At 59.5% G+C, this 22,348-nt stretch carries 20 protein-coding genes; 8 read left to right on the forward strand and 12 right to left on the reverse strand.

Features of this window, described 5'->3' with window-relative positions; genetic code table 11:
* Positions 1 to 89 precede the first annotated feature (89 nt).
* Positions 90 to 3,800, reverse strand: coding sequence for a hypothetical protein (locus tag AB9N64_RS01820; RefSeq protein WP_371359918.1), 3,711 nt, complete (start codon positions 3,798 to 3,800; stop codon positions 90 to 92).
* Positions 3,801 to 4,089: 289 nt separating this feature from the next.
* Between AB9N64_RS01820 and AB9N64_RS01825 the strand changes: the two genes are divergently transcribed.
* The 3 genes from AB9N64_RS01825 (at position 4,090) to AB9N64_RS01835 (ending at position 5,450) form a co-directional block, all read left to right on the forward strand.
* Positions 4,090 to 4,536, forward strand: a complete 447-nt coding sequence (locus AB9N64_RS01825) for a GNAT family N-acetyltransferase (protein ID WP_014718240.1) — start codon at positions 4,090 to 4,092, stop codon at positions 4,534 to 4,536.
* A gap of 4 nt (positions 4,537 to 4,540) precedes the next feature.
* Positions 4,541 to 4,801, forward strand: a complete 261-nt coding sequence (locus AB9N64_RS01830) for a hypothetical protein (RefSeq protein WP_019820299.1) — start codon at positions 4,541 to 4,543, stop codon at positions 4,799 to 4,801.
* Positions 4,802 to 5,201: 400 nt separating this feature from the next.
* Positions 5,202 to 5,450 carry a DUF1652 domain-containing protein gene (locus AB9N64_RS01835; protein ID WP_014718242.1) on the forward strand — a complete coding sequence of 83 codons (249 nt, stop codon included), beginning with the start codon at positions 5,202 to 5,204 and terminating at the stop codon, positions 5,448 to 5,450.
* A gap of 15 nt (positions 5,451 to 5,465) precedes the next feature.
* Here the strand turns inward: AB9N64_RS01835 and AB9N64_RS01840 are convergent, their stop codons facing one another.
* Positions 5,466 to 5,828 (reverse strand): NUDIX hydrolase, encoded by a 363-nt coding sequence (locus AB9N64_RS01840; RefSeq protein ID WP_014718243.1) that lies wholly within the window; start codon positions 5,826 to 5,828, stop codon positions 5,466 to 5,468.
* 126 nt (positions 5,829 to 5,954) lie between these two features.
* On the opposite strand from AB9N64_RS01840, the gene AB9N64_RS01845 reads away from it, so the two are divergent.
* The gene (locus AB9N64_RS01845; protein ID WP_014718244.1) at positions 5,955 to 6,932 is read left to right on the forward strand and encodes a Gfo/Idh/MocA family protein; all 978 of its coding nucleotides are present in this window, start codon (positions 5,955 to 5,957) and stop codon (positions 6,930 to 6,932) included.
* 45 nt (positions 6,933 to 6,977) lie between these two features.
* Positions 6,978 to 7,607 carry a ribonuclease T2 gene (locus tag AB9N64_RS01850; protein ID WP_060767546.1) on the forward strand — a complete coding sequence of 210 codons (630 nt, stop codon included), beginning with the start codon at positions 6,978 to 6,980 and terminating at the stop codon, positions 7,605 to 7,607.
* A 13-nt stretch (positions 7,608 to 7,620) separates the two neighbouring features.
* Here the strand turns inward: AB9N64_RS01850 and AB9N64_RS01855 are convergent, their stop codons facing one another.
* Positions 7,621 to 8,223: a response regulator transcription factor gene (locus AB9N64_RS01855; protein ID WP_014718246.1), complete on the reverse strand. Its 603-nt coding sequence runs from the start codon at positions 8,221 to 8,223 to the stop codon at positions 7,621 to 7,623.
* Between the two features lie 181 nt (positions 8,224 to 8,404).
* Here AB9N64_RS01855 and AB9N64_RS01860 point away from each other — a divergent pair, with 181 nt between their 5' ends.
* Entirely contained in the window at positions 8,405 to 10,018 is a 1,614-nt protein-coding gene (locus AB9N64_RS01860; protein WP_014718247.1) for a hybrid sensor histidine kinase/response regulator, read from the forward strand.
* Here AB9N64_RS01860 and AB9N64_RS01865 read toward each other — a convergent pair.
* The gene (locus AB9N64_RS01865; RefSeq protein ID WP_014718248.1) at positions 10,008 to 10,343 is read right to left on the reverse strand and encodes a hypothetical protein; all 336 of its coding nucleotides are present in this window, start codon (positions 10,341 to 10,343) and stop codon (positions 10,008 to 10,010) included. The two genes, AB9N64_RS01860 and AB9N64_RS01865, sit on opposite strands and share 11 nt — an antisense overlap.
* Before the next feature lie 176 nt (positions 10,344 to 10,519).
* Here AB9N64_RS01865 and AB9N64_RS01870 point away from each other — a divergent pair, with 176 nt between their 5' ends.
* Positions 10,520 to 11,002 (forward strand): GNAT family N-acetyltransferase, encoded by a 483-nt coding sequence (locus tag AB9N64_RS01870; protein WP_014718249.1) that lies wholly within the window; start codon positions 10,520 to 10,522, stop codon positions 11,000 to 11,002.
* On the opposite strand, the gene AB9N64_RS01875 is transcribed toward AB9N64_RS01870, so the two are convergent.
* Positions 10,986 to 11,474: a hypothetical protein gene (locus AB9N64_RS01875; RefSeq protein ID WP_058410579.1), complete on the reverse strand. Its 489-nt coding sequence runs from the start codon at positions 11,472 to 11,474 to the stop codon at positions 10,986 to 10,988. The genes AB9N64_RS01870 and AB9N64_RS01875 overlap by 17 nt on opposite strands.
* Positions 11,475 to 11,883: 409 nt before the next feature.
* On the opposite strand from AB9N64_RS01875, the gene AB9N64_RS01880 reads away from it, so the two are divergent.
* Positions 11,884 to 12,471: a LysE family translocator gene (locus AB9N64_RS01880; protein WP_019820289.1), complete on the forward strand. Its 588-nt coding sequence runs from the start codon at positions 11,884 to 11,886 to the stop codon at positions 12,469 to 12,471.
* Here AB9N64_RS01880 and AB9N64_RS01885 read toward each other — a convergent pair.
* From AB9N64_RS01885 to AB9N64_RS01915, 7 genes are all read right to left on the reverse strand, one after another.
* Positions 12,413 to 13,306, reverse strand: coding sequence for an AraC family transcriptional regulator (locus tag AB9N64_RS01885; RefSeq protein WP_288855969.1), 894 nt, complete (start codon positions 13,304 to 13,306; stop codon positions 12,413 to 12,415). The two genes, AB9N64_RS01880 and AB9N64_RS01885, sit on opposite strands and share 59 nt — an antisense overlap.
* Positions 13,307 to 13,341: 35 nt before the next feature.
* On the reverse strand, positions 13,342 to 14,943 hold the full coding sequence (locus tag AB9N64_RS01890) for an ABC transporter ATP-binding protein (RefSeq protein ID WP_371359919.1): 1,602 nt from the start codon (positions 14,941 to 14,943) through the stop codon (positions 13,342 to 13,344).
* Position 14,944: 1 nt separating this feature from the next.
* On the reverse strand, positions 14,945 to 15,964 hold the full coding sequence (locus AB9N64_RS01895) for an ABC transporter permease (protein ID WP_003190688.1): 1,020 nt from the start codon (positions 15,962 to 15,964) through the stop codon (positions 14,945 to 14,947).
* Position 15,965: 1 nt separating this feature from the next.
* The gene (locus AB9N64_RS01900) at positions 15,966 to 17,039 is read right to left on the reverse strand and encodes a microcin C ABC transporter permease YejB (protein ID WP_060767548.1); all 1,074 of its coding nucleotides are present in this window, start codon (positions 17,037 to 17,039) and stop codon (positions 15,966 to 15,968) included.
* Positions 17,040 to 18,878, reverse strand: a complete 1,839-nt coding sequence (locus AB9N64_RS01905; protein ID WP_014718254.1) for an extracellular solute-binding protein — start codon at positions 18,876 to 18,878, stop codon at positions 17,040 to 17,042.
* Positions 18,875 to 20,704: an extracellular solute-binding protein gene (locus AB9N64_RS01910; RefSeq protein WP_371359921.1), complete on the reverse strand. Its 1,830-nt coding sequence runs from the start codon at positions 20,702 to 20,704 to the stop codon at positions 18,875 to 18,877. Before AB9N64_RS01910 ends, AB9N64_RS01905 begins: the two co-directional genes overlap by 4 nt.
* A 236-nt stretch (positions 20,705 to 20,940) precedes the next feature.
* Positions 20,941 to 22,341: a transglycosylase SLT domain-containing protein gene (locus AB9N64_RS01915; protein WP_020301567.1), complete on the reverse strand. Its 1,401-nt coding sequence runs from the start codon at positions 22,339 to 22,341 to the stop codon at positions 20,941 to 20,943.
* Between the last annotated feature and the right edge of the window lie 7 nt (positions 22,342 to 22,348).

Below are 22,348 nucleotides of genomic sequence, written 5' to 3' on the forward strand. Positions count from 1 at the left end.
GTACTCACGCAAACACGTTAACGTCCAAAGACCACAAAAAGCAGATCCGCTTAATACGGATCTGCTTTGTCGACCAGCGCCTCTTCTGGCTATACACTTATTTTTTGGACACGAATAGAGTCAAGCTGGGTATTGCCACCATCAAACCTTATATCCAGCTGTATGTTTTCCCCAGCATAAACCGGCCCTATCACTTGCGTCACCCAACTACTCGACGCAGAGGTGGTGAAATATTGAGAGGTGCCGCCAGGGCCACGTAACCATACATAGTTGGTAGTTGCCGCAGTCGCATGACGATACCTAACCGTTATCTGGTATCCCCCCGCACCTGCGCCAGGAAACGCTTTTGTGCAACCCAAATAATATCGAGTCGGCGCGACCAGATAAAACTCCGTACCCGATACCTGCACCTGAATAGGCACACCGCTATTCAATGGCTCCCAACCATTGCGATTAAAATTATCGAAGTCAGTCATATCGTCCAATATAGGGGGGGCGTTCTCAACAATGTAGTTGGTTGAACGCAGGGGTATGCTTTTAGAACGATCAATGTCGCCGCTATACGCCACATCGCACGATATTGTTATGTTATGACCACGAGGCACAGCCTGTAGCCAGCTGCGCACTACCGATTTGTTCCTCAACCCATTGGCAGCTTCCTGCTGGGTGATGACTTCTCCGCTCGCGGTGAGAACATCGAGCGGCGCCATCTGTGCACTGCGACAAGTGATCCATACACGTTGCCTGGCAGCGCTTAACGCCCATTTAATAATTGAGGCCAGCCCATCGCCGACAAAAGTTCTCAAGTCTAGGACATCACCGGGCGCAATATTATTGATCAATGGCTGTGGTAAATCGGCGGGCTGTATCGTATCGACCCTCACCGTCTGCACCTGTGACGGAATCGGGACCGTCACACCCGGCCGTTCTACCGAATACTTCAAGCACACGGTACTGTTCACACTGCGGTGCAAGACCTTGACCGAGGTCAGGTTGAACACCACCGTGCCCCCATCCAACCCATTTTCGACCGCCGTATGGTGGGTACCATCGGCAAAAATCCATTCAAACGTTATGCGATCCCGATTGCTCATACCGGTGTAGCGAACAGTGACCGTCGTATTGTGCTCAATCGGCAGCGGGTCCACCGTCACGTTCGGCCCGGTGTCGGTGGTGCCATTGATAAACGGGTGGGGCAATACGCCCGGCAGGGACTGGATGGTGTAGTGGCGCTCGCGGAACAACACCGCATTGGCCTTGTTGAAACTGCGGTCAAAGCAGACCCAGAAACGGATGGTTAATAGCGTTCCATCCTTGAGCTTGCGCAGTTCGTCCACGGGGGTCGGTGGCAGGATTCCAGTGCGTTCGCCTTCTTCGGTCACGAGGTTGTTGGTGTAGGTGGCCTCGAAGTATGGCGTCTCTGGAACGGTGTCATAGGTGCCGCTGTACTCCATCCAGATGCGCTGAGCCCGATGAATGAAGTGCCAGATATTGATCATCGTGCGCTCGGTTCCATTCAACTTGGAGGTCTCGAGCACCGGGGCGTCCCCAATCCCTTCGATGGTCGGGATCGGCAAGGTGGTCAGGTTGAGCAGCAGCAGGTCGAGGATTGGAGAAGGTGTTTCTCGTCCGTTACGTATGAGGAAGTATTGCACGTTGATCCGTTGGCCAAATGGCGCAATATTGGCGCCCACGACTTCAGGCGGGACGGTGAAGTCCACGGTTTTACGGGTGTTGCCGTCTTGGGTTTCACAGTGGCTGCCGATGTCGGGAATGCCGGTCCAGCACGCTCGGATACGGTCGGTCGGTAGCATCTGCGCGAAGGTGACCCGAATGGTCGCACCGGCGGTAACCGCTTCCGGTGCCAATTGGTCGGGGGCTTTGGATGCTTCGAGCACTTCCGGGCAAGGCAGGTCACCCAGCGCCTTACCGACAGTCACTTCGAGTATTTCAGAGCGCAGGGTGCGCCCACCATTCGCGGGGATCATTGAATAGCTCAAGCGAATCACGCCGCCCAGGTTGGCGTCGGCGTAGTGCCGATCCAGCGAAAAGTGCACTGGACTTCCTGCGGTGGCGGGATTCAGGCGGATGTCACCCTGGGTGCTGCCGTCCACAGCCGTCCCTGTCAGGCGCCATGTAAAGACATCGCCATCGTAAGTTTCAGCGTAGGGCAGCGTGATGTCGAGCTGGCCAAACAAGTCATCTGGGTCTAGGTTGTCGTCCTCATCGACCCGGTCGATTTCCGGTCTTGGCATTTCGGCAATACGCTCGCCGAACCGCACATACGTCGACTCTGACTCGCGGATGGCCTGCGTCCCTGTACCCAATGCCCGCATGAGGCCGTCGTCTACCGTGTAGAAAACCCGCACATAACCCAGCCCGATAAATCGAGTGAAGTTGGCTTGGGTTACGGTACGAAAACGGGTGGGCGGTGGTGGAGCACCTGCGTTATGGCGTTGTTCGTATTCAACGAGCCCGCCACCCGGTAGAACAGCCTCCATCCGCAGCCTGACCAGATTATCCGGATCGTAGGGCGTATAGGCCGGGTTCGGATAATTAATGGTGATGTAAGGCTCTTCGGGGTCAATCAAGCCGGCATCGGCCTGCACCACCGTGACTGCCGGCATGTCCGCAATCGTGCCAGAGATCAGGATCGTCAGGGATTGGGACGTGGCCAGTAAGGTGCCCAGCGGGAACTCAAGCCGCCAGGTGATCTTCATCGAGCCTTGGATCAATTGTTTGATGATGTCGTCATCGACAGGAAACGAAGTCGGCCAACCCGGGTCCGCGCGCTGATCGGTCAGATCGAGTTCAAACGTTGACTCATCGGCGTGAGTACCACTCAAGGTTGCAATGACGCGAGTATTCGCCGGGACAAAACGGCCATCCGGAAGCTGAAAAGGCGTGACTACCTGAACAGCAAAGAATTTCCCTGCATCCTGATCATAATTGACCGAGGTGACCGAGGTGGAGCCGACGAGGAAGCGCGCCCGCCTGAGCAGGCTGGGGTCAAGCTCGGCCTGTACATGCACGGCCTGAGAAAAGTGCTCGACATGCCCGGAGCGGTTTTCCACTTCATCGAGCACCTGATAACGTATCGGTAGGAGGCCGCTGCCGGTGCCGATGACGCTTGCCGGAACTTCCACTTCAATCGGCTTTGCCCCGCTGGCGTGGTCGTCATCGAGTTGGAAAACCACCACCTGCGCGATCGTGTCCCAATACAAAAGAATCTTGTCTCGCACACGTTTACCGGGGTAATCGAGCGTGAACACTACGCCTTGGGCGGCGCGCTCCGGAGTCAAGACTGCGCCGGGCGCTGCGAGGTCGTCCGGCAAGCTGAGCAGCAATTTGTCGTGGTACCCCAGCCCGGGCTGTTCATCCAGGCCAGGTCGCGTGTCCTTGACGAAGACAGTCAGCTCATCTGAGGTACTTGGCGTGCCAGAGCCATTACGGACAACGCGTACAAACACAGGAAAGGATAGCCCCCGCGGTATACTTTCCTCGTTGATGGCCAGTTGAAAAAAGTTTTTGCCTGTTTCCTCTGGTTTGACGGTGTGAAAGCCCAGGCGCAACGTACGGCTGCCGTGGAAGTACTCGCAGGTATCACCCGCTTGCAAATTAATCCAGCGCAAAATGGTTACATATAGATAAGTATCGAGATGCCGCACGCCTAGGCCCCTGTCAGCCCCAACCACGTTGAGAACCGGGTTCGAGTAGGCCGGCGGGTCGAGATCATTGCGGGGAGTGGATGAGCTTCGCGCTACCGGAAAGCGCTCCTCGGGGGCATGTAATTTGGACATGGCTGAACTCCTTGGCTGGGGCCTGGACGGCTATGGAACAAGGAAATCAGACGCTTGAAGGGGATGGGCGTCTAGCTGTCAGAATTGACAGTGGCGACAAACGGTAACGCACTGATAGTTTGAAGGTCGTCCATGCCACGAACAGGGGGCATGGTGAATCCCGTTAAAAAAGATATGGAGGTGGTGAGGGTAGTGTCAATCGCAGCTCTTCAAAGAGCTGTTTACAAAACCACGACAAACCCCGTGTGAGTATTTGCATACAATTGCGCACTTCTTCATGGAGGCCGGTATGCAAGTACTGATTCGAACGGCAACACCTGATGACGTCGACACGCTGTGCGCGATTCGCACCTCGGTGGTGCAAAACCACCTGAGCCTTGAACAGATGGCTGGCCTGGGGATTACCCCGCAGGTATTGAGCGACACGTTGCGCGCAGCACCTTGTGGCTGGATCGCGGAAGTGGACGGCCAGGCGGCGGGGTTTTCCATGGTCGACCTGGATGAAGGTGAAGTGTTCGCGATGTTCGTGCTGCCATCCCACGAGAAGCTTGGCCTGGGCCGTCAACTGATGGCGGTGGCCGAGGCGGCCCTGTTTGAGCGCCACGACACGGCGTACCTGGTGACTGATGGGCGTGATGAGATCCGGGCCAATGGGTTCTATCAGCGCCTGGGCTGGTCTGTCGTGGGCCCGGTCGATGGAGATGATGTGCGTTATGAAAAGAGCAGGGCGCCATAAGGCCATGAATGCCCCAGCGCCTTCATCGTCCAACAGCTTGCGCTACTTCGCGGCGGGCGTGCTGGTTGTCGCCGTGTTACTGGGGTTCTATTTTGTTCAGCTCAACGCCAAGGTCGACCGCCAACGTGAAGAAGCCGCTGAACGTTTGGCGCTGTGTCGTCACCTGGAGGCTGTGGTGGGCGCCACCGCTTCGAGTCGTGAGGCCCTTCAAGAAACGTGCAAGCAATTAAGTGAACAATTACTTAAAAGTACGGCACCGGATTAATAACCCTTTTTTATACGTGGGTTTATAACCGTTACTTGCACCAAAAAGTAGCATGACTGCCGCCTTCCACCTTAAAAAACATGTGGTTATTGAATGACTTACGACGCTTTCAATCCGACGAAAGGATTAAAATAATCTTGTTACATGTTTTTACAATCGCTACTATAGCCGGGCGTTCACCTCCCACGGTTTATGCATTTTTAAATCCCAAGTTTCCATCAGCTACTTGGGATTTTTTTTGCCCGCGATTTAATCTCGGCCTGTCGTTCATGGCCGGTTACGCCCGACAAAGTGAGGGCTGGTTAACACTGTTGCATTAAATGTCCGGTGGCCGGCAAAACCTTATCTATGCTGCTTGCATCACCTCAATCGGGTAGAACCCAGGGACGGGGGGCTGATCATGATTTCCATCACCGAATTCAACCGCATCATGGCTTCAGGCTTCCTGCCGCTTGCGTGTGAGTGCTGCCTTAACAGCGACGGCTCACTGCGCATCAGCGTGTTCGAGCCTGCGTCCGGTCGTGTCGACTTGCTGCTGACCCGCGTATCGCCCGAGGGCCTGGACAGCATCCGTGCCATCGCCAACCTGATTGGTGAGTTGCGTGCCGAGATAAAGGCCGGGCGCCGCGGGTTCGCGGCGGTGGGTTAGCGGCTGTCCAGGGCGTCAGAGGCGCCGCAGGAAGGATTTGACGATGTGGCGGGTGGCGTCTGTGGTGTCCAGCTCGTCCAGGGCGCTGTAGGCATACCACTGGCAATCGACAATCTCATTGCACGGCCGTGCCTCGTCGATATTGACCACCGAGGCCTCAAACACATGGTGGACGGTGTCGCGGGCCTTGAGCTCTTGCAGGTACAGCAAGCCGTCCACGTTTAACCCGGTTTCTTCTTCCAGTTCGCGTTCCGCCGCGCCGACAGGGCGCTCGTGCGCTTCGACTTTCCCGCCGGGCAATGCCCATTTTGATCTGGCCTTGCGCACGAAGAGGATATGCCCCTCATGTTCGCAAATGACGGTTGCCCTAATTTTCATCGAATGTGCCCCCGCGCCGAATGAGTGTCATAAAAGTGTAATGCAATTGTCATGCTAAGTGGTTATGGCGCGCCAGGGCCGGTATGTGGATACTGCCCGATTGACGAATACGACCGAGGACATTAGATGAAGACCATACGCTGGGGCATGATCGGCTGTGGCAGTGTCACTGAATTGAAGAGTGGACCGGCTTTCTATAAAGCGCCAGGTTCGGCCTTGGTCGCCGTGATGGGGCGGCGTGCCGAGGCGGTGCGCGATTACGCGGCGCGCCATGGTATTGCCCGTTGTTATACCGATGCCCAGGCCTTGATCGACGACCCCGAGGTGGATGCGGTCTACATCGCCACGCCACCCGACAGCCATCTTGAATACGCCTTGAGGGTGGCGGCGGCGGGCAAGCATTGCTGCGTCGAAAAGCCGATGTCGCTGAATGCTGAACAGAGCGCGTTGATGCAGCGCACATTCGAGCGCGCCGGGCTGCATCTGTTTGTCTCCTACTACCGGCGTTCATTGCCACGCTTTCAGCAAGTGCGCACCTGGCTGCAGGAAGGCCGTATCGGTGAGTTGCGTCACCTGACCTGGACCTTGTGCAAACCCGCTGCCGTTACAGACACCGACGCCAGCAATTGGCGCACCGACCCGGCCATTGCCGGTGGCGGCTACTTTGCTGACCTGGCCAGCCATGGGTTCGACCTGTTCCAGTACCTGGCCGGGGACATCGTCGAGGTCTCAGGCTTTTCCGCACGACAGGCAGGACGCTACGCGGCAGAAGACGCAGTGACGGCCTGCTGGACATTTGCCAGCGGTGCATTGGGCATGGGCTGCTGGAATTTTGTGGCGGACCGCCGCGAAGACCGGGTCGAACTGATCGGCAGTCGCGGCCGTATTCAATTTTCGGTGTTCGACGACCAGCCGCTGCGTCTTGAAGGCGAGACCACCGAGGTGTTAGAGGTGCCGTGTCACACCCATATTCAATGGCACCATGTCCTGAACATGAACGCGCATATTCGTGGCGAGGCCGAGCATCCGTCGCTGGCCATCGAAGCGCTGAAGACCGATATCATCCTGGACAAGGTGTTACACCGTTATTCCCAGCATCCCTAGTCGTGGCAATAGCGTAAGGCTTCACTCTTTTAAAGGAATACCGGGATGAAATACTGGATGGTGGTGTGGCTGCTGATCGCCACCGCGACAACGGCGGCGCCACGCAGCCAAGGGCAGTCGGGCGAGTTTGATTTCTATGTGCTGTCGTTATCGTGGTCACCCACGTTTTGCCTGACGCACCCAGGCAACGAGCAATGCTCGGGTAAGGGCTACGGCTTTGTGCTGCACGGTTTGTGGCCGCAATACGCGCGGGGAGGGTGGCCGGCGTCCTGTACGCCGCAGACGCGCTTGAGCGAGGTAGAAATGGACAAGGGCGCTGCGCTGTTTCCCACCCGCGCGCTGCTCAAGCATGAGTGGACCACGCATGGCACCTGCAGTGGGCTCGAACCGTTGGAATATCTGGAGAAGACCGATGTAGCGCTCGGTGCGGTCGCCATCCCGCAGCAGTTGCAACCGTTTAATACGCCGCCGTCATTGCCGGCCAGTGAGATCGAGGCGCTGTTTCGCGCGAGCAACCCGCGTATGGGTAACCACGGGATGGCGGTGATCTGCAAGGGAAAGGTGTTGTCGGAGGTACGGGTGTGCCTGACCAAGGACCTGGCCTTTGCCGGTTGCCCGCGCAGTGTGAAAAGCCAATGCCGTGGGGGCGGTATTCGTATTCCCGCGCAGCGTTGAGCCGTGCAATCGCCTAGAACTCGCCGGAATACTTCACCGCAGCTGCAGCGCGCGAGGGGACATTCAGGCTGCGCAACAATGACGACACATGGATACGTACGGTAAACGGCGAGATATTCAGGGCCTTGGCAATTTCCTTGTTGGTCTTGCCCTGGGCAATCAGGCGCAGCACTTCCTGCTGGCGGGTGGTGAGGGTGTGGGTGTCGAGGGGCAGCAGGCCTGAAGGGGCGAATTTGACCAGCACTTCGCCTTCGCGGATCGCCAGCAGCGCCTGGCCGATCTCGTCCGGGGCGATGTTCTTGCCGATAAAACCGTCGGCGCCCAAGGCCATGACCTGTTCGATCAGCGCGGGGTCATCGACCATCGACACCAGGACCAAGGTGGTGCGCTTCAGTTGCTGGCGCAGTTCGGCCAGTTGGCTGATGCAGGTCAGGCCGGGAAAGCGCAAATCGAGGATCAAGGTATCGACCTCGCCCGCTTCGCACAGCAACGCATTCACCGTGGCCAGGTCGCCGGCCTCCTGCACCACCGCGCCCGGCAGCAGGCGCTGCACGGTGCGCGTCATGCCTTCGCGAAACATGGGGTGGTCGTCGGCGATGATGATTCGGCCGGTCATGGCGAGCTCCTTCCTGGGGCAAGGTTGTGTCGAGGCATGCTAATTTATTTACCGTCGGTGTAGGAGCGGGCTTGCTCGCGAAGCACGCACGGGCGCCGGGTACTTCCAGGTCAAACGCGTTATCGTTGACGTTTTTCGCGAGCAAGCTCGCTCCTACAGATGATAGGTCAGGGATATGACGATGAGTCTTGAGACCAACTCCGAACTCGATCAGGCTAACCTGCGCATTGTGGTGGCCACCATCGCCATTGTGTATATAAGCCTGCTGGGTTTCCTACCTGGGCAATCGCTGGACACCTACCTGCCGGTGATCCTCTATATCTTTCTGTTCCTGCTGGCGTCCATCGTGCTTCGCCAAGTGATCGCACGCTGGCCCGGGCATTATCCGGCGCGGCGGATCTTTGGCATGATCCACGACTACACGGGCACTTCGTTCGGCCTGGTGGTAGGCGGTGAGGCGGCATTGCCGCTGTATGCGGTGATGGTCTGGGTGAACCTGGGCAACGGCATGCGCTACGGTTCGCGCTACCTGGCAATTGCGACGGGGCTGGCGTTGCTGGCGCTGTTGATCGTGTACCAACTCACGCCGCTGTGGCAGGCACAACCATTCATGGTGCTGATGCTGATGATCACCAGCACGGTGATCCCGGTGTATGCCCATATCCTGTTGGAGCGCACGCGCAAGGCCTCCGAGCAGGCGATCGCCGCCAACCTGGAAAAATCCCGTTTTCTCGCCCAAGCCAGCCATGACCTGCGCCAGCCGATCCACTCCATTGGCCTGTTTACCGCCTGCCTGCGTGAAGCCCGTTTGGGCGAGGACGAACAGCGCTTGGTGGACAATATCGACCGCTCGCTGCTTAACGTCTCGCAATTGTTCCGCTCGATTCTCGACCTCTACACCCTCGACAACGGGCGCCTGTTGCCCAAATACCAAGTGATCCACCTGGGCGACTTCCTTGCCGACCTCGTGCGCCAGAACGCCGAGGCTGCTCGCTGGGCGGGCGTGGAGCTGCGCCTGCGCCCCTGTGCCCACTGGGTGCTGGTTGATCCGGCCATGCTGGCGACCATGGTGCAGAACCTGCTCTCCAATTGCTTCAAGTACGGGGCGCAACGACCGGTGCTGATTGGCGTGCGCATGCGTGATGACGGCGTGGTGGTGCAGGTGCACGACCAGGGGCGGGGGATTGCCAAGGAGCATCTGTCAAAGGTCTTCGAAGAGTTTTATCGCGTGCGCCAACTGCGTGACAAGGACGTCGAAGGTGTTGGCCTTGGGCTGTCCATCGTCAAGCGCCTGGGGCAATTGATGGGGTTGCAGGTGAGCCTGCGTTCGCGGGTCGGCCATGGCACCTCAGTAAGCCTGCATGGCCTAGCCTTGGCCACCGCGCCGCGTCAACCGGCCTTGCGCGACGATGCACGCCAAGCCGGGCTGCTCACCGGCCTTAAGGTGTGCCTGGTGGAAGATGACTACAACGTGCTGCTCGCCACCCAGGCCCTGCTGGAGCGTTGGGGGTGCCAAGTGCAGGCCGAGTCCACGGGGCAGGGTTTGGTCAGTGACTGCGACATCATCGTTGCCGACTATGACCTGGGCAACCACGCCACCGGCATCGAATGCATCGACCAGTTACGCCAGCAACGCGGCTGGGCGGTGCCAGCGCTGATCCTTACCGGGCACGACGTGGAGAAAATCCAGGCCGCGTTGCATGATCGTCAGATAGCTATTTTGTCCAAACCGGTACGCCCTGCGGAACTGCGCGGCACTCTGCGAGCGCTCAGCCAGGAAAATATTACTGCATGAACGGCGTCAACCCATTGCCTTTGGCGCCCTTGGGCATGCAGTAGGCCGCGGGTTTCATCAGGCCGAAGCTGGCAATCGCGAACGCGCCGCCGCTGGCACCACTGGGTACGGAGCAGTTGTACTCGCCGGAGGCTGTGTTAGCGACGTAGTAGGTGGTCATGGAGTCGCTGCGCACATTGGAGATACGTTTTACCGGCTCGCCCAGATTGGTTTCCGACAGCTTCTTGAGATGATCTTCGGTGGGCTTGATATTGCTGCAACCGGCGACGCCGATGATCAAGGCGCCCAGCAGGGCAAAGCGAGTGACAGGGGAGTAGAGTTTCATGGTGCTTCTTCCTTGGGGTTGTTTTGGTTTTTCCAACGCGCAACGAACCCGCGCGCACGGAATGCGCGGTGTGGGTGAGAACGTTGGAAGTGCCGCGGAATATAGCGCTGCCGTGAGGTAGGGTCGATTAGCACAAATGGGCTAATGGCAGTTTGAGGTCACGGAAGGAGCTTGCGATGCTGGAGATAAAACGTGCCACGCCGGACGACGCCGAGCGTGCGTTTGAGATTCGTCGCGAGGCCATTCGCGGCCAATGCATTGGCGCCTATAGCGCTGAACAAATGGCGCTCTGGACCCGAGGTCGCGCCAGTGATGGCTACGGCGCGCTGATGGAAAAACAGTTCTACATGGGATGGTTCAATGGCAAACCAGTCGTCACTGGCATGCTGGATCTTGCCAGCCATGAAATCGGAGCCTTGTTTGTATTGCCCCTATTCAGCGGGCGAGGGTTTGGCAAAGTGATGCTTGCTCACTTGGAGCGTATGGCGCAGCAGCGAGCGATTGAACAGGTTGTGCTGGATGCGACACTGAACGCGGTGAGTTTTTATAGAGCGTGCGGGTATGTGGGCGATGAGCAGGCGGTGTACCGCTCGCCGTCCGGGTTGGTGCTGGCGTGTGTACCGATGGTGAAGCGGTTGCGGGTTATGAGTCCCGTTTGAATGCAGCGCGCAATTGCTCGATCACAGGCTCTATCCCTGGCCCTTGAATCGGCGGCGGGGTGAGGCTCTCGCCAAACTCGCGCCATACGAACAGGGTCAGTTCAGCGCCATCGGTCATGGGTTCGAGGGGGGGCGTCCCGAAAGCGTTCAGCGAGCGATAGCGTTCGTCCCGCCAGAACGCTTGCTCTACCCAGTCATAGACGGGAATGCAATGAAAATGCAGCGGTAAGCCCGGCATATGGCCGTAACGGCTGATATACAGCCATTTTGGCTGGAGCTGGGTTTGCATCACCCGCTGGATATTGGCGAGCAGGCCGCCCAGTTCGGCCAGTGCGGCTTCAGGCATGTCGGGGAGGGCGTCAATCGGCGCCCTGGCGCCCAGCATCAAGTAACCGGGCAGCTTCGAGGTCAGGTGGTGGTTGAGCTGCCAGTGCTCGGTCTGGTGAAGGATAAAGGCTGGGTTGATTTGCATGCGCACGGGTCCCTGTGGGTTGGAGTGGCAGGATACCAAGGGTGAGGCGGTGTCATCCCCTCCAAGTGGCCACGCGCTGTACCTGTGGCGAGGGCGCTTGCTCCCGCGACGCCCCACGATCCAAATGTGGGAGCTGGCTTGCCTGCGAAAGCGGTGGTTCAGTTAAAGATGCAGTGGCTGACACGCCGCCTTCGCGGGCAAGCCCGCTCCCACTGGGGACCGGTGCCAGGCGTAGATCCTTTGGGCGATGCATGACCAATGTGGAAGCCAGCTCCCATAGTTTGATCGTGGGGGCATCCATCAGATCAGCGTTCGTTTCTGAAGCGCCCAGGGGCATTTTGTTCAATACGCTCATCGCCCGGCGCGTTACCGTGATCTCAACATCGTTGGCATCACACAAGGAACTGTAATGAGCTTGATCCTCTCCATGGCCGCTTTTGCCCTGGCCACGTCCATCACGCCCGGCCCCGTCAATGTGGTTGCTTTAAGTGCCGGCGCGCGTTTCGGTTTTGTCGCCAGCCAGAAACATGTGTTGGGCGCCGCCGTAGGTTTCACCTTGTTGTTGATACTGATCGGCCTGGGGCTGCATGAAGTGCTGGTGCGCTGGCCGATACTGATCCAATTGATCCGCTGGGGCGGAGTCGCGTTCCTGTTGTACATGGCGTGGAAACTCGCCGTGGACGATGGTCGGCTGGACGCTGACGGTACCGACACCGCGCCGTCGATGCTGTATGGCGCGATCATGCAGTGGCTCAACCCGAAAGCCTGGCTGGCGTGTGTGGCAGGCATGGGGTTGTTTGTGGCTGATGGCGATGCGGCGCAGGTGTGGTTGTTTGCCGCGCTTTACCTGGTGATCTGCTACCTGTCGGTGGCGTGCTGGGTGTATGCGGGGACGTTTTTACGCCGCTACTTGAACAACCCCAAAGGTGTACGGCTGTTCAACCGCTCAATGGCCGCGTTGCTGGTGGCCAGTGTGGGTTATTTGCTGATGGCTTGAGGTTCTCGCGGTATTGCCCCGGCGTGGCCGCGAAGTGTTGTTTGAAGGTGCGCTGGAAGTGCGCCTGGTCGGCAAAGCCCGCGGCCAGGGCGACGTCGGCAATCAGTGCGCCATTGCGCAGTTGGCTGCGGGCAAACTGGATGCGTCGGTTGACCATGAAAGCGTGGGGCGTCAAGCCGTAATACTGCTTGAACGCGCGGATCAGGTAAGACGGCGACAGGTCGGCCGCCTGGCAGATGTCTTCGAGTTTCAAGGCCAGAGTGCAGTAAGCGCGGATGTAGTCGGCGGCGCGTTCGAGTTTGTGGTTGACCTCGCGTACCGGTGCCAACGAAGGGTTCAGACGCTGTTGCACCTCGGTGAAGTAACTCACCAGCGTGCTCTGTTTTTGCAGCAGTTCGGCCTGTTCATCCACTAGCGTGCGGTACAGGTCGAGCAAGCCGTGGTACAGCGTGGCGTCGCGGGTATGGGGCGTGTCGAATGGCCGGTAGCCCTGGTCGGTACTGAACCCCAGCTGGTATTGCAGGTCGGTCAGCCAGGGCGTGTCCAGGTACAGCATGTGGTAGGACCAGGGCTGGTCATGGATGGGGTTGCACGCATGCACATCGCCTGGGTTCATCAGCACCACGGTGCCGGCGCTGATTTCGAAGGTGCGCGCGCCGTAGTGGTAATAGCTGCAGCCGGTGGTGATCGCACCGATGGAAAAATGCTCATGGGCGTGCCGGGTGTAGGTGACCTTGCGCCCGTCGGCGATGGTGCGCGCTTCGATGAACGGCAGGCGTTCGTCGCGCCAGAAGCGCGGCGTGTCTGCGGGACGGGCGATTGGGCTGAGCGACATGGCGTTATTTCTCCTGCATTTGCACCCGCGTGCCGTCAGGCCGGCACCAAAAAAGCCGCCTTGAGCAACTGCCGGGTATAGGCATGTTGCGGGTCAGCAAAAATAGCCTGGGCATCGCCTTGCTCCACCACCTGGCCTTGCTTGACCACCATCAACTGGTGACTCAGCGCCTTCACCACTGCCAGGTCATGGCTGATAAACAGGTAGGTCAGGTTGTACTTGGCCTGCAAACCGCGCAGCAACTCTACCACCTGGCGCTGTACCGTGCGGTCCAGGGCCGAGGTGGGTTCGTCCAGCAGGATCAGGCGCGGCTTGAGCACCAGCGCTCGGGCGATAGCGATGCGTTGGCGCTGGCCGCCGGAAAATTCATGGGGGTAGCGATGCCGGGATTCGGGGTCCAGGCCCACTTCCTTGAGCGCCGCGATAATCGCCGCTTCCTGTTCGGCGGGCGTGCCCATCTTGTGGATACGCAGGCCTTCGCCAACGATCTCGCTGACGCACATGCGCGGGCTCAGGCTGCCGAACGGGTCCTGGAACACCACCTGCATTTCCCGGCGCAACGGGCGCACCTGCTGTTGGCTGAGGCGGTCCAGTTGCTGGCCTTCGAAGCGAATCCCGCCCTGGCTGCCGATCAGGCGCAAAATTGCCAGGCCCAAGGTGGACTTGCCCGAGCCACTTTCGCCAACGATGCCCAGGGTTTGGCCCTGGGGCAGGCTGAAGTTGATGCCGTCCACAGCCTTGACGTAATCGACGGTATTGCGCAAAAAGCCTTTCTTGATCGGAAACCAGACTTTCAGGTCGTCCACTTCCAGCAGCGGAGGGCCGACATCATTGTTGGCTGGCCCACCACTGGGCTCCGCCGCGAGCAATTCCTGGGTGTAGGGATGCTGGGGCGACTGGAACAGTGTCTCGCAATCGGCCTGTTCAACGATGCAACCTTGCTGCATCACACACACACGATGGGCGATGCGCCGTACCAGGTTGAGGTCGTGGCTGATCAGCAGCAGGGCCATGCCCAGCCGCGCCTGCAGCTCCTTGAGCAATTCCAGGATCTTCAACTGCACGGTGACATCCAGCGCCGTGGTCGGCTCGTCGGCAATCAACAACTCCGGCTCGTTGGCCAGGGCCATGGCGATCATCACCCGCTGGCGCTGGCCGCCGGACAGCTCATGGGGCAGGGCCTTGAGGCGTTTGTGCGGTTCGGGGATACCCACCAGCTCCAGCAATTCCAACGTGCGCTGGGTGGCGACCTTGCCGGTCAGGCCCTTGTGCAGGCCGAGCACCTCGTTGATCTGTTTTTCGATGGAGTGCAGCGGGTTCAACGAGGTCATCGGCTCCTGGAAGATCATCGCAATCCGATTGCCGCGTATATGCCGCAGGGTCTTCTCTTTAAGCGTCAGCAGGTCTTGCCGTGAATACTCGATAGTGCCCGACGGATGCCTGGCCAACGGGTAGGGCAGCAGGCGCAGGATCGAATGGGCGGTGACCGATTTGCCCGAACCGCTTTCACCCACCAGCGCCAGGGTTTCGCCGCGCTTGATGTCGAAGCTGACGTGGTTGACCACCCGGTGGTGATGCTCGCCGGTGACGAATTCGACACTGAGGTCGCGGATTTCGATCAGATTGTCCGGCTTCATCTCATTTCCTCGGGTCGAACGCATCGCGAGCGGACTCGCCGATAAACACCAGCAGGCTCAACATGATCGCCAGCACCGCAAAGGCACTCATGCCCAGCCACGGCGCTTGCAGGTTGGACTTGCCCTGGGCCACCAGCTCACCCAGCGACGGCGAACCTGCCGGCAGCCCGAAGCCGAGAAAGTCCAGGGCGGTGAGGGTGCCAATGGCGCCGGTGAGGATGAAGGGCAGGAAGGTCATGGTCGAGACCATCGCATTGGGCAGGATGTGACGAAACATGATCGCGCCGTTCTGCATGCCCAGCGCCCGCGCCGCGCGCACGTACTCCAGGTTGCGCCCGCGCAGGAACTCGGCGCGCACCACATCCACCAGGCTCATCCAGGAAAACAGCAGCATGATCCCCAGCAGCCACCAGAAGTTGGGTTGCACGAAGCTGGCCAGGATGATCAGCAGGTAGAGCACCGGCAAGCCGGACCAGATCTCCAGGAAACGTTGCCCGGCCAGGTCGACCCAGCCGCCATAAAATCCCTGCAAGGCGCCGGCAATCACGCCGATGATCGAGCTGAGTATGGTCAGGGTCAGGGCGAAGAGCACCGATACACGAAAGCCGTAGATCACCCGCGCGAGCACATCGCGCCCCTGGTCATCGGTGCCCAGCAGGTTGACCGAGGACGGCGGCGCCGGGGCCGGGACTTTCAGGTCGTAATTGATGCTCTGGTAGCTGAACGGAATCGGCGCCCACAAGGTCCAGGCGTCCTTGGCCTTGAGCAGTTCCTGGATATACGGGCTCTTGTAGTTGGCTTCCAGCGGGAATTCACCGCCGAAGGTAGTCTCCGGGTAGCGCTTGAGCGCCGGGAAGTACCAGCCGCCGTCGAAGTGCACCGCCAGGGGCTTGTCGTTGGCGATCAACTCGGCGCCCAGGCTCAGCACGAACAGCACCAGAAACAGCCACAGCGACCACCAGCCACGTTTGTTGGCCTTGAACCGCTCGAACCGGCGGCGATTGAGGGGGGACAGGTTCATCTCAATGCTCCCGGCTGGCAAAGTCGATTCGCGGATCGACCAGGGTGTAGGTGAGGTCGCCGATCAGTTTCACGATCAGCCCCAGCAGGGTGAAGATAAACAGCGTGCCGAACACCACTGGGTAGTCACGGTTGATCGCCGCTTCAAAGCTCATCAGGCCCAGGCCGTCGAGGGAGAAGATCACCTCCACCAACAACGAGCCGGTAAAGAAGATGCCAATGAAGGCCGAAGGGAAACCGGCGATCACCAGCAGCATGGCGTTGCGGAACACGTGGCCATACAGCACGCGGCGGTTAGTCAGGCCCTTGGCCTTGGCGGTGACCACGTACTGCTTGTTGATCTCGTCGAGAAAGCTGTTCTTGGTCAGCAGGGTCATGGTCGCGAAGTTGCCGATCACCAGGGCGGTGACGGGCAGCGCCAGGTGCCAGAAGTAATCGAGGATCTTGGCGCCCCAGCTCAACTCCTCGAAGTTGTTGGAGGTGAGCCCGCGCAAGGGGAACCAGTCGAAATAACTACCACCGGCAAACACCACGATCAGCAGAATCGCAAACAGGAATGCCGGTATCGCGTAGCCGACGATGATCGCCGAGCTGGTCCACACATCGAAATGGCTGCCGTGGCGCGTGGCCTTGGCGATCCCCAGGGGGATGGACACCAGGTACATGATCAGGGTGCTCCACAACCCGAGGGAAATGGACACCGGCATCTTCTCCTTGATCAGGTCGATGACCTTGGCGTCCCGGAAAAAGCTGTCACCGAAGTCCAGCTGGGCATAGTTCTTGACCATGATCCACAAGCGTTCCGGCGCCGACTTGTCGAAGCCGTACATCTTTTCGATTTCCTTGATCAGCGCCGGGTCCAGGCCCTGGGCGCCACGGTAGGTGGAACCGGCCACCGCAACTTCGGCGCCGCCGCCAGCAATGCGGCTGGTGGCGCCGTCGAAGCCTTCGAGTTTGGCGATCATTTGCTCCACCGGGCCGCCGGGAGCGGCCTGGATGATGACAAAGTTGATCAGCAAGATCCCGAACAGCGTGGGGATGATCAGCAACAGGCGGCGAACAATATAGGCCAGCATTCAATCGCCTCCGCTCGCCGCATCGGCGTTCTGCGTGGTGTCGAGGGATACCGCCGGTTTGACGTCGGGTTTAGCCCACCAGGTGGCGGTGCCGACGTCGTAGCGTGGCGAGACCTTGGGGTGGCCCAGGTGGTCCCAGTACGCCACGCGGAAGGTCTTGATGTGCCAGTTGGGAATCACGTAGTAGCCGAACTGCAGCACGCGATCCAGCGCCCTGGCGTGGGCGATCAGGCTTTGCCGCGAACCGGCGTCGATCAACTCTTCCACCAACTGGTCGACGGCGGGGTCCTTGAGGCCCATGTAGTTGCGGCTGCCGGGCTTGTCGGCGCTGGAGGATTTCCAGAACTCGCGCTGCTCGTTACCCGGCGAGGTGGATTGCGGGAAGCTGCCCACCAGCATGTCGAAGTCGCGGGAGCGCAGGCGGTTGACGAACTGCGAGACGTCCACCCGACGAATCACCAGGTCGATGCCCAGGTCCGCCAGGTTGCGCTTGAACGGCAGCAGGATGCGCTCGAACTCGGTCTGGGCCAGCAGGAACTCGATGGTCACCGGTTTGCCGGTATTGTCGACCATTTTGTCGTCAACGATCTTCCAGCCCGCTTCTTGCAGCAGTTGGTAGGCCTCGCGCTGTTGGGTGCGAATCATGCCGCTGCCGTCGGTGTGGGACGGTTCGAATGCCTGGGTGAAGACTTCGCCAGGGATCTTGTCGCGCAGCGGCTCGAGAATCGCCAGCTCGTCCGGACCGGGTAGGCCGGTGGCGGCCATTTCCGAGTTTTCGAAATAGCTGCGGGTACGGGTGTAGGCACCGTTGAACAGCTGTTTGTTGCTCCATTCGAAATCCAGCAACAGGCTGATGGCCTTGCGCACCCGCACGTCCTGGAACATCGGCTTGCGCATGTTGAACACGAAGCCCTGCATGCCGGTGGGGTTGCCGTTGGGTATTTCTTCCTTGATCAAACGGCCTTCTTTCACCGCTGGAATATTGTAGGCATTGGCCCAGTTCTTGGCGCTGAACTCCAACCAGTAGTCGAACTGCCCGGCCTTCAAGGCTTCCAGGGAGACGGTGCTGTCGCGGTAGTAATCGGTGATGCGGGTATCGAAGTTGTAGAAGCCCTTATTGACCGGCAGGTCCTTGGCCCAATAATCCTTGACCCGCTCGTAGCGAATCATACGGCCTGGCTTGACCTCCGCCACTTGGTAAGGCCCGCTGCCCAAGGGGACTTCCAGATTGCCCTTGGAAAAATCCCGGGTCGCCCACCAGTGTTTAGGCAGCACTGGCAACTGCCCCAGGATCAGCGGCAATTCGCGGTTGTTGGTGCGCTTGAACTTGAACAGCACGCGCAACGGGTCTTCAGCCACGACTTCATCGACGTCGGCGTAGTAGTTGCGGTACAGCGGGTTGCCTTCCTTGATCAGGGTCTGGAAGGTGAACACCACGTCTTCAGCGCGGATCGGGTGGCCATCATGGAAGCGCGCTTCGGGGCGCAGGTAGAAGCGCACCCAGCTGTTGTCCGGGGCTTTTTCGATTTTGCCAGCCACCAGGCCGTATTCGGTGATGGGTTCGTCCAGGCTTTGCATGGCCAAGGTGTCGTAGATCAGCGGCAGGTTGTCTGCCGGCACGCCCTTGCTGATATAGGGGTTGAGGCTGTCGAAGCCGCCCATGGCCGATTCGCGGAAGGTCCCGCCCTTGGGGGCGTCGGGGTTTACGTAGTCAAAATGCTTGAAGTCGGCGGGGTACTTGGGGGGCTCGTTGTAGAGGGTCAGCGCATGTTGCGGCGCGGCGTGCGCCGCGGTGCACAGCAACAGGCTGGCGAGCAGGGTAGTACGCAAGGACATCATTGGGCTTTCTCCGAAGCTTTCAGCCACCACGCGCTCAGGCCCAGGCTGTAGGGCGGCGTGGTGACGAAGGCGAACCGGTTGCGGTACGCCAGGCGATGATAGTTGAGGTACCAGTTGGGAATGCTGTAGTGCTGCCACAGCAGCACCCGGTCCAGGGCGCGGCCGGCAGCCAGTTGTTCGTCGCGGGTCTGCGCCGCCAGCAGTTGGTCCAGCAGGTGGTCGACCACCGGGTTGGCGATACCGGCGTAATTCTTGCTGCCCTTGATTGCGGCCTGGCTGGAGTGGAAGTACTGCCACTGCTCAAGACCGGGGCTCAAGGTCTGGTTGAGAGTCATCAGAATCATGTCGAAATCGAATTGATCGAGGCGCTGTTTGTACTGTGCGCGGTCAACGGTGCGCAAGCGGGCGTCGATGCCGATGCGGGTCAGATTTTCGACATAAGGTTGCAGGATGCGCTCAAGGTTCGGGTTGACCAACAGGATTTCCAGGCGCAGCGGTTGCCCGCCCTTGTCCAGCAGGCGCTGCCCCGACAGTTTCCAGCCGGCCTCGCTGAGCAGGGCCAGGGCCTGGCGCAGGGTTTCGCGGGGAATGCCACGGCCATCGGTGTGCGGCAGGCTGAACGGTTGGGTAAACAGCGCGGCCGGCAGTTGGTCGCGGTAGGGCGAGAGCATCAACCACTCATGGCCCACGGGCAGACCGGTGGCCGAGAATTCACTGTTGGGGTAATAGCTCACCGAACGCTTGTAGGCGCTGCTGAACAGCGTGCGGTTGGTCCATTCAAAATCGAACATCAACCCCAGGGCTTCACGCAGCTTGGCCTGGCTGAACGCCGGTCGCCGGGTATTCATGAACAGGCCCTGGCTCTGGGTGGGGATCTGATGGGCGATCTGCGCCTTGATCACATCGCCGCGGTTGACCGCCGGGAAGTTGTAACCGGTGGCCCAGTTCTTGGCCTGATGCTCGATATAAATATCGAATTCACCGGCCTTGAAGGCTTCAAAGGCCACGTCGCTGTCGCGATAGAATTCCACTTCAACCTTGTCGTAGTTATAGAAACCCTGGTTGACCGGCAGGTCTTTGCCCCAGTAATCCTTGACCCGTTCAAACATCAGTTGCCGCCCAGGCGCAACCTTGGTGATGCGATAAGGCCCACTGCCCAGGGGCGGCTCGAAGGTGGTGGCCTTGAAATCACGGTTTTTCCAATAGTGCTGGGGCAGCACCGGCAACTCGCCCAGGCGCAGGATCAGCAAGGGGTTGCCGGCGCGCTTGAACACAAAGCGGATACGGTGGGGGTTGAGGATATCGACCCGTGCCACTTCTTGCAGATTGGTGCGGTACTGCGGGTGGCCTTCGGTCAGTAGGGTGCGATAGGAGAACGCCACGTCATCGGCTGTGATCGGCTTGCCGTCGTGAAAGCGTGCTTCGGGGCGCAGGTTGAACACCACCCAACTGCGGTCCTCGCTGTATTCCACCGACTGGGCAATCAGGCCATAACTGGAGGTGGGTTCATCGCCCGACGGCGCGTATTGCCCGGTGCCCACCATCAAGGGTTCATTGAGCTCGTTGACGCCGTACTGCAGGAAGTTGGCGGTGGAAACCGGGCTTGAACCCTTGAAGGTGTAGGGGTTGAGCGTATCGAAGGTGCCAAATGCCATCACCCGCAGCGTCCCGCCTTTGGGCGCTGCAGGGTTTACCCAATCGTAATGGGTGAATTTGGCCGGGTACTTGAGTGTGCCGAACTGCGCATAACCGTGGCTCTCGGTGATCGTCGCGTTCGCCGCAAAGCTCAAGGCCAGGCTTATTAGTAGAAGGAGGGGACGCTTCAAGTCAGAGATCCGATCCAGGCGGCTTGGGCTTTATGATCGGTACAGTAACAGCTTGTTCCGGTTGGAAAAAGGCTGTCGGGAAGGCCATGTTGCGCACTGCGAGCTATTGGACGGTGTGAAGGTCAAATGTGGGAGCTGGCTTGCCTGCGATAGCATCACTGCGGTCTGACTGATAGACCGAGGTGCCTGCATCGCAGGCAAGCCAGCTCCCACACAAGCCAGCTCTCCCCGAGGTATTAGCGCGGCCCGGAAACCACCAGCATCTGCCCTGGCTTCAATGCCTGGCCGGTGCGCGGGTTCCAACGCTTGAGGTGTTGCATCTCAACGTTGAAGCGCTTGGCCACCATGTACAGCGAGTCACCTTTCTTGACCTTGTACTGCACCGGTTTTTTCGCCGCGACTTTACGCGTGTCCTGCATCACCAGGGTCTGGCCGACCTTGAGCGCCTGGCCGTTGAGCTTGTTCCAGCGCTGCAGGTCATGCACGTCAACCTTGTTGGCCTTGGCGATCAGCGTGAGGTTATCGCCACTGCGTACCTTGTAGCTGCGGGTACGCCCGGCAACCGCCTTGGTCTCGACTTCGTCGAACACCGGCTTCTTGGGGCGCATGCTCAGCAATTCTTCCGGCTTCATCGTCGAAAGGGTGCTGGTCAGCAGTTGGGCCTTGGAGGTTGGTACCAGCAGATGCTGGGGGCCATCCAGAGTGGTGCGTTGTTTCAAGGCCGGGTTGAGCTGGAACAGTTCGTCTTCGTCGATCTCGGCCAGCGCGGCAACCCGTGACAGGTCCATGCTTTGCTTGACTTCAACTACTTCGAAGTACGGTGTGTTGGCAATCGGGTTCAGGTTGACGCCATAGGCCTCGGGCGCCAGTACCACCTGGGACAAGGCCAGGAATTTGGGCACATAGTCCTTGGTTTCCTGAGGCAGGGGCAGGTTCCAGTAGTCAGTGGGCAGGCCGAGCTTTTCGTTGCGCTCGATTGCCCGGCTGACCGTGCCTTCGCCGGCGTTATAGGCCGCCAGGGCCAGCAGCCAGTCGCCGTTGAACATGTCATGCAGACGCGTCAGATAGTCCAGGGCGGCGGTGGTGGAGGCGGTGATGTCGCGGCGGCCATCGTAGGCGCGGGTCTGGCGCAGGTTGAAGTAGCGCCCGGTGGAGGGAATGAACTGCCACAAGCCGACCGCATCGCTGCGCGAATAGGCCATTGGGTTGTAGGCACTTTCAATCACTGGCAGCAGCGCCAGTTCCAGGGGCATGTTGCGTTCTTCAAGGCGTTCGACGATGTAATGAATGTAGAGGCTGCCGCGTTCGCCGGCATTCTCCAGAAAGGAGGGGTTACTGGCGAACCACAGGCGCTGTTGCTCGATGCGCGGGTTGACGCCGACACCGTCCTGCAATTGAAAGCCCCGACGCATGCGTTCCCAGACGTCCTGGGGTACTTCGGGGCTGGGCTTCTCTGATAGCCAAATAGGTTTTTGCTTGATCTTGGCAGCAAGATTCGGTTTGGGTTGCACGGTGGATTGTGCAGCGTAATTGGTCGATTGGCAGCCCGCCAGAGTCGCGGAAACGGCCACCGCCACGGCTTGAGCCAGGCGGGTCAATGCGTCTGAAGAAATGGATTTACGAATAGATGACGACATTGGCTGG

Source organism: Pseudomonas sp. KT_2_4 (assembly GCF_041410225.1).
In the GTDB taxonomy this organism is placed as follows: Bacteria; Pseudomonadota; Gammaproteobacteria; order Pseudomonadales; family Pseudomonadaceae; genus Aquipseudomonas; species Aquipseudomonas paracarnis.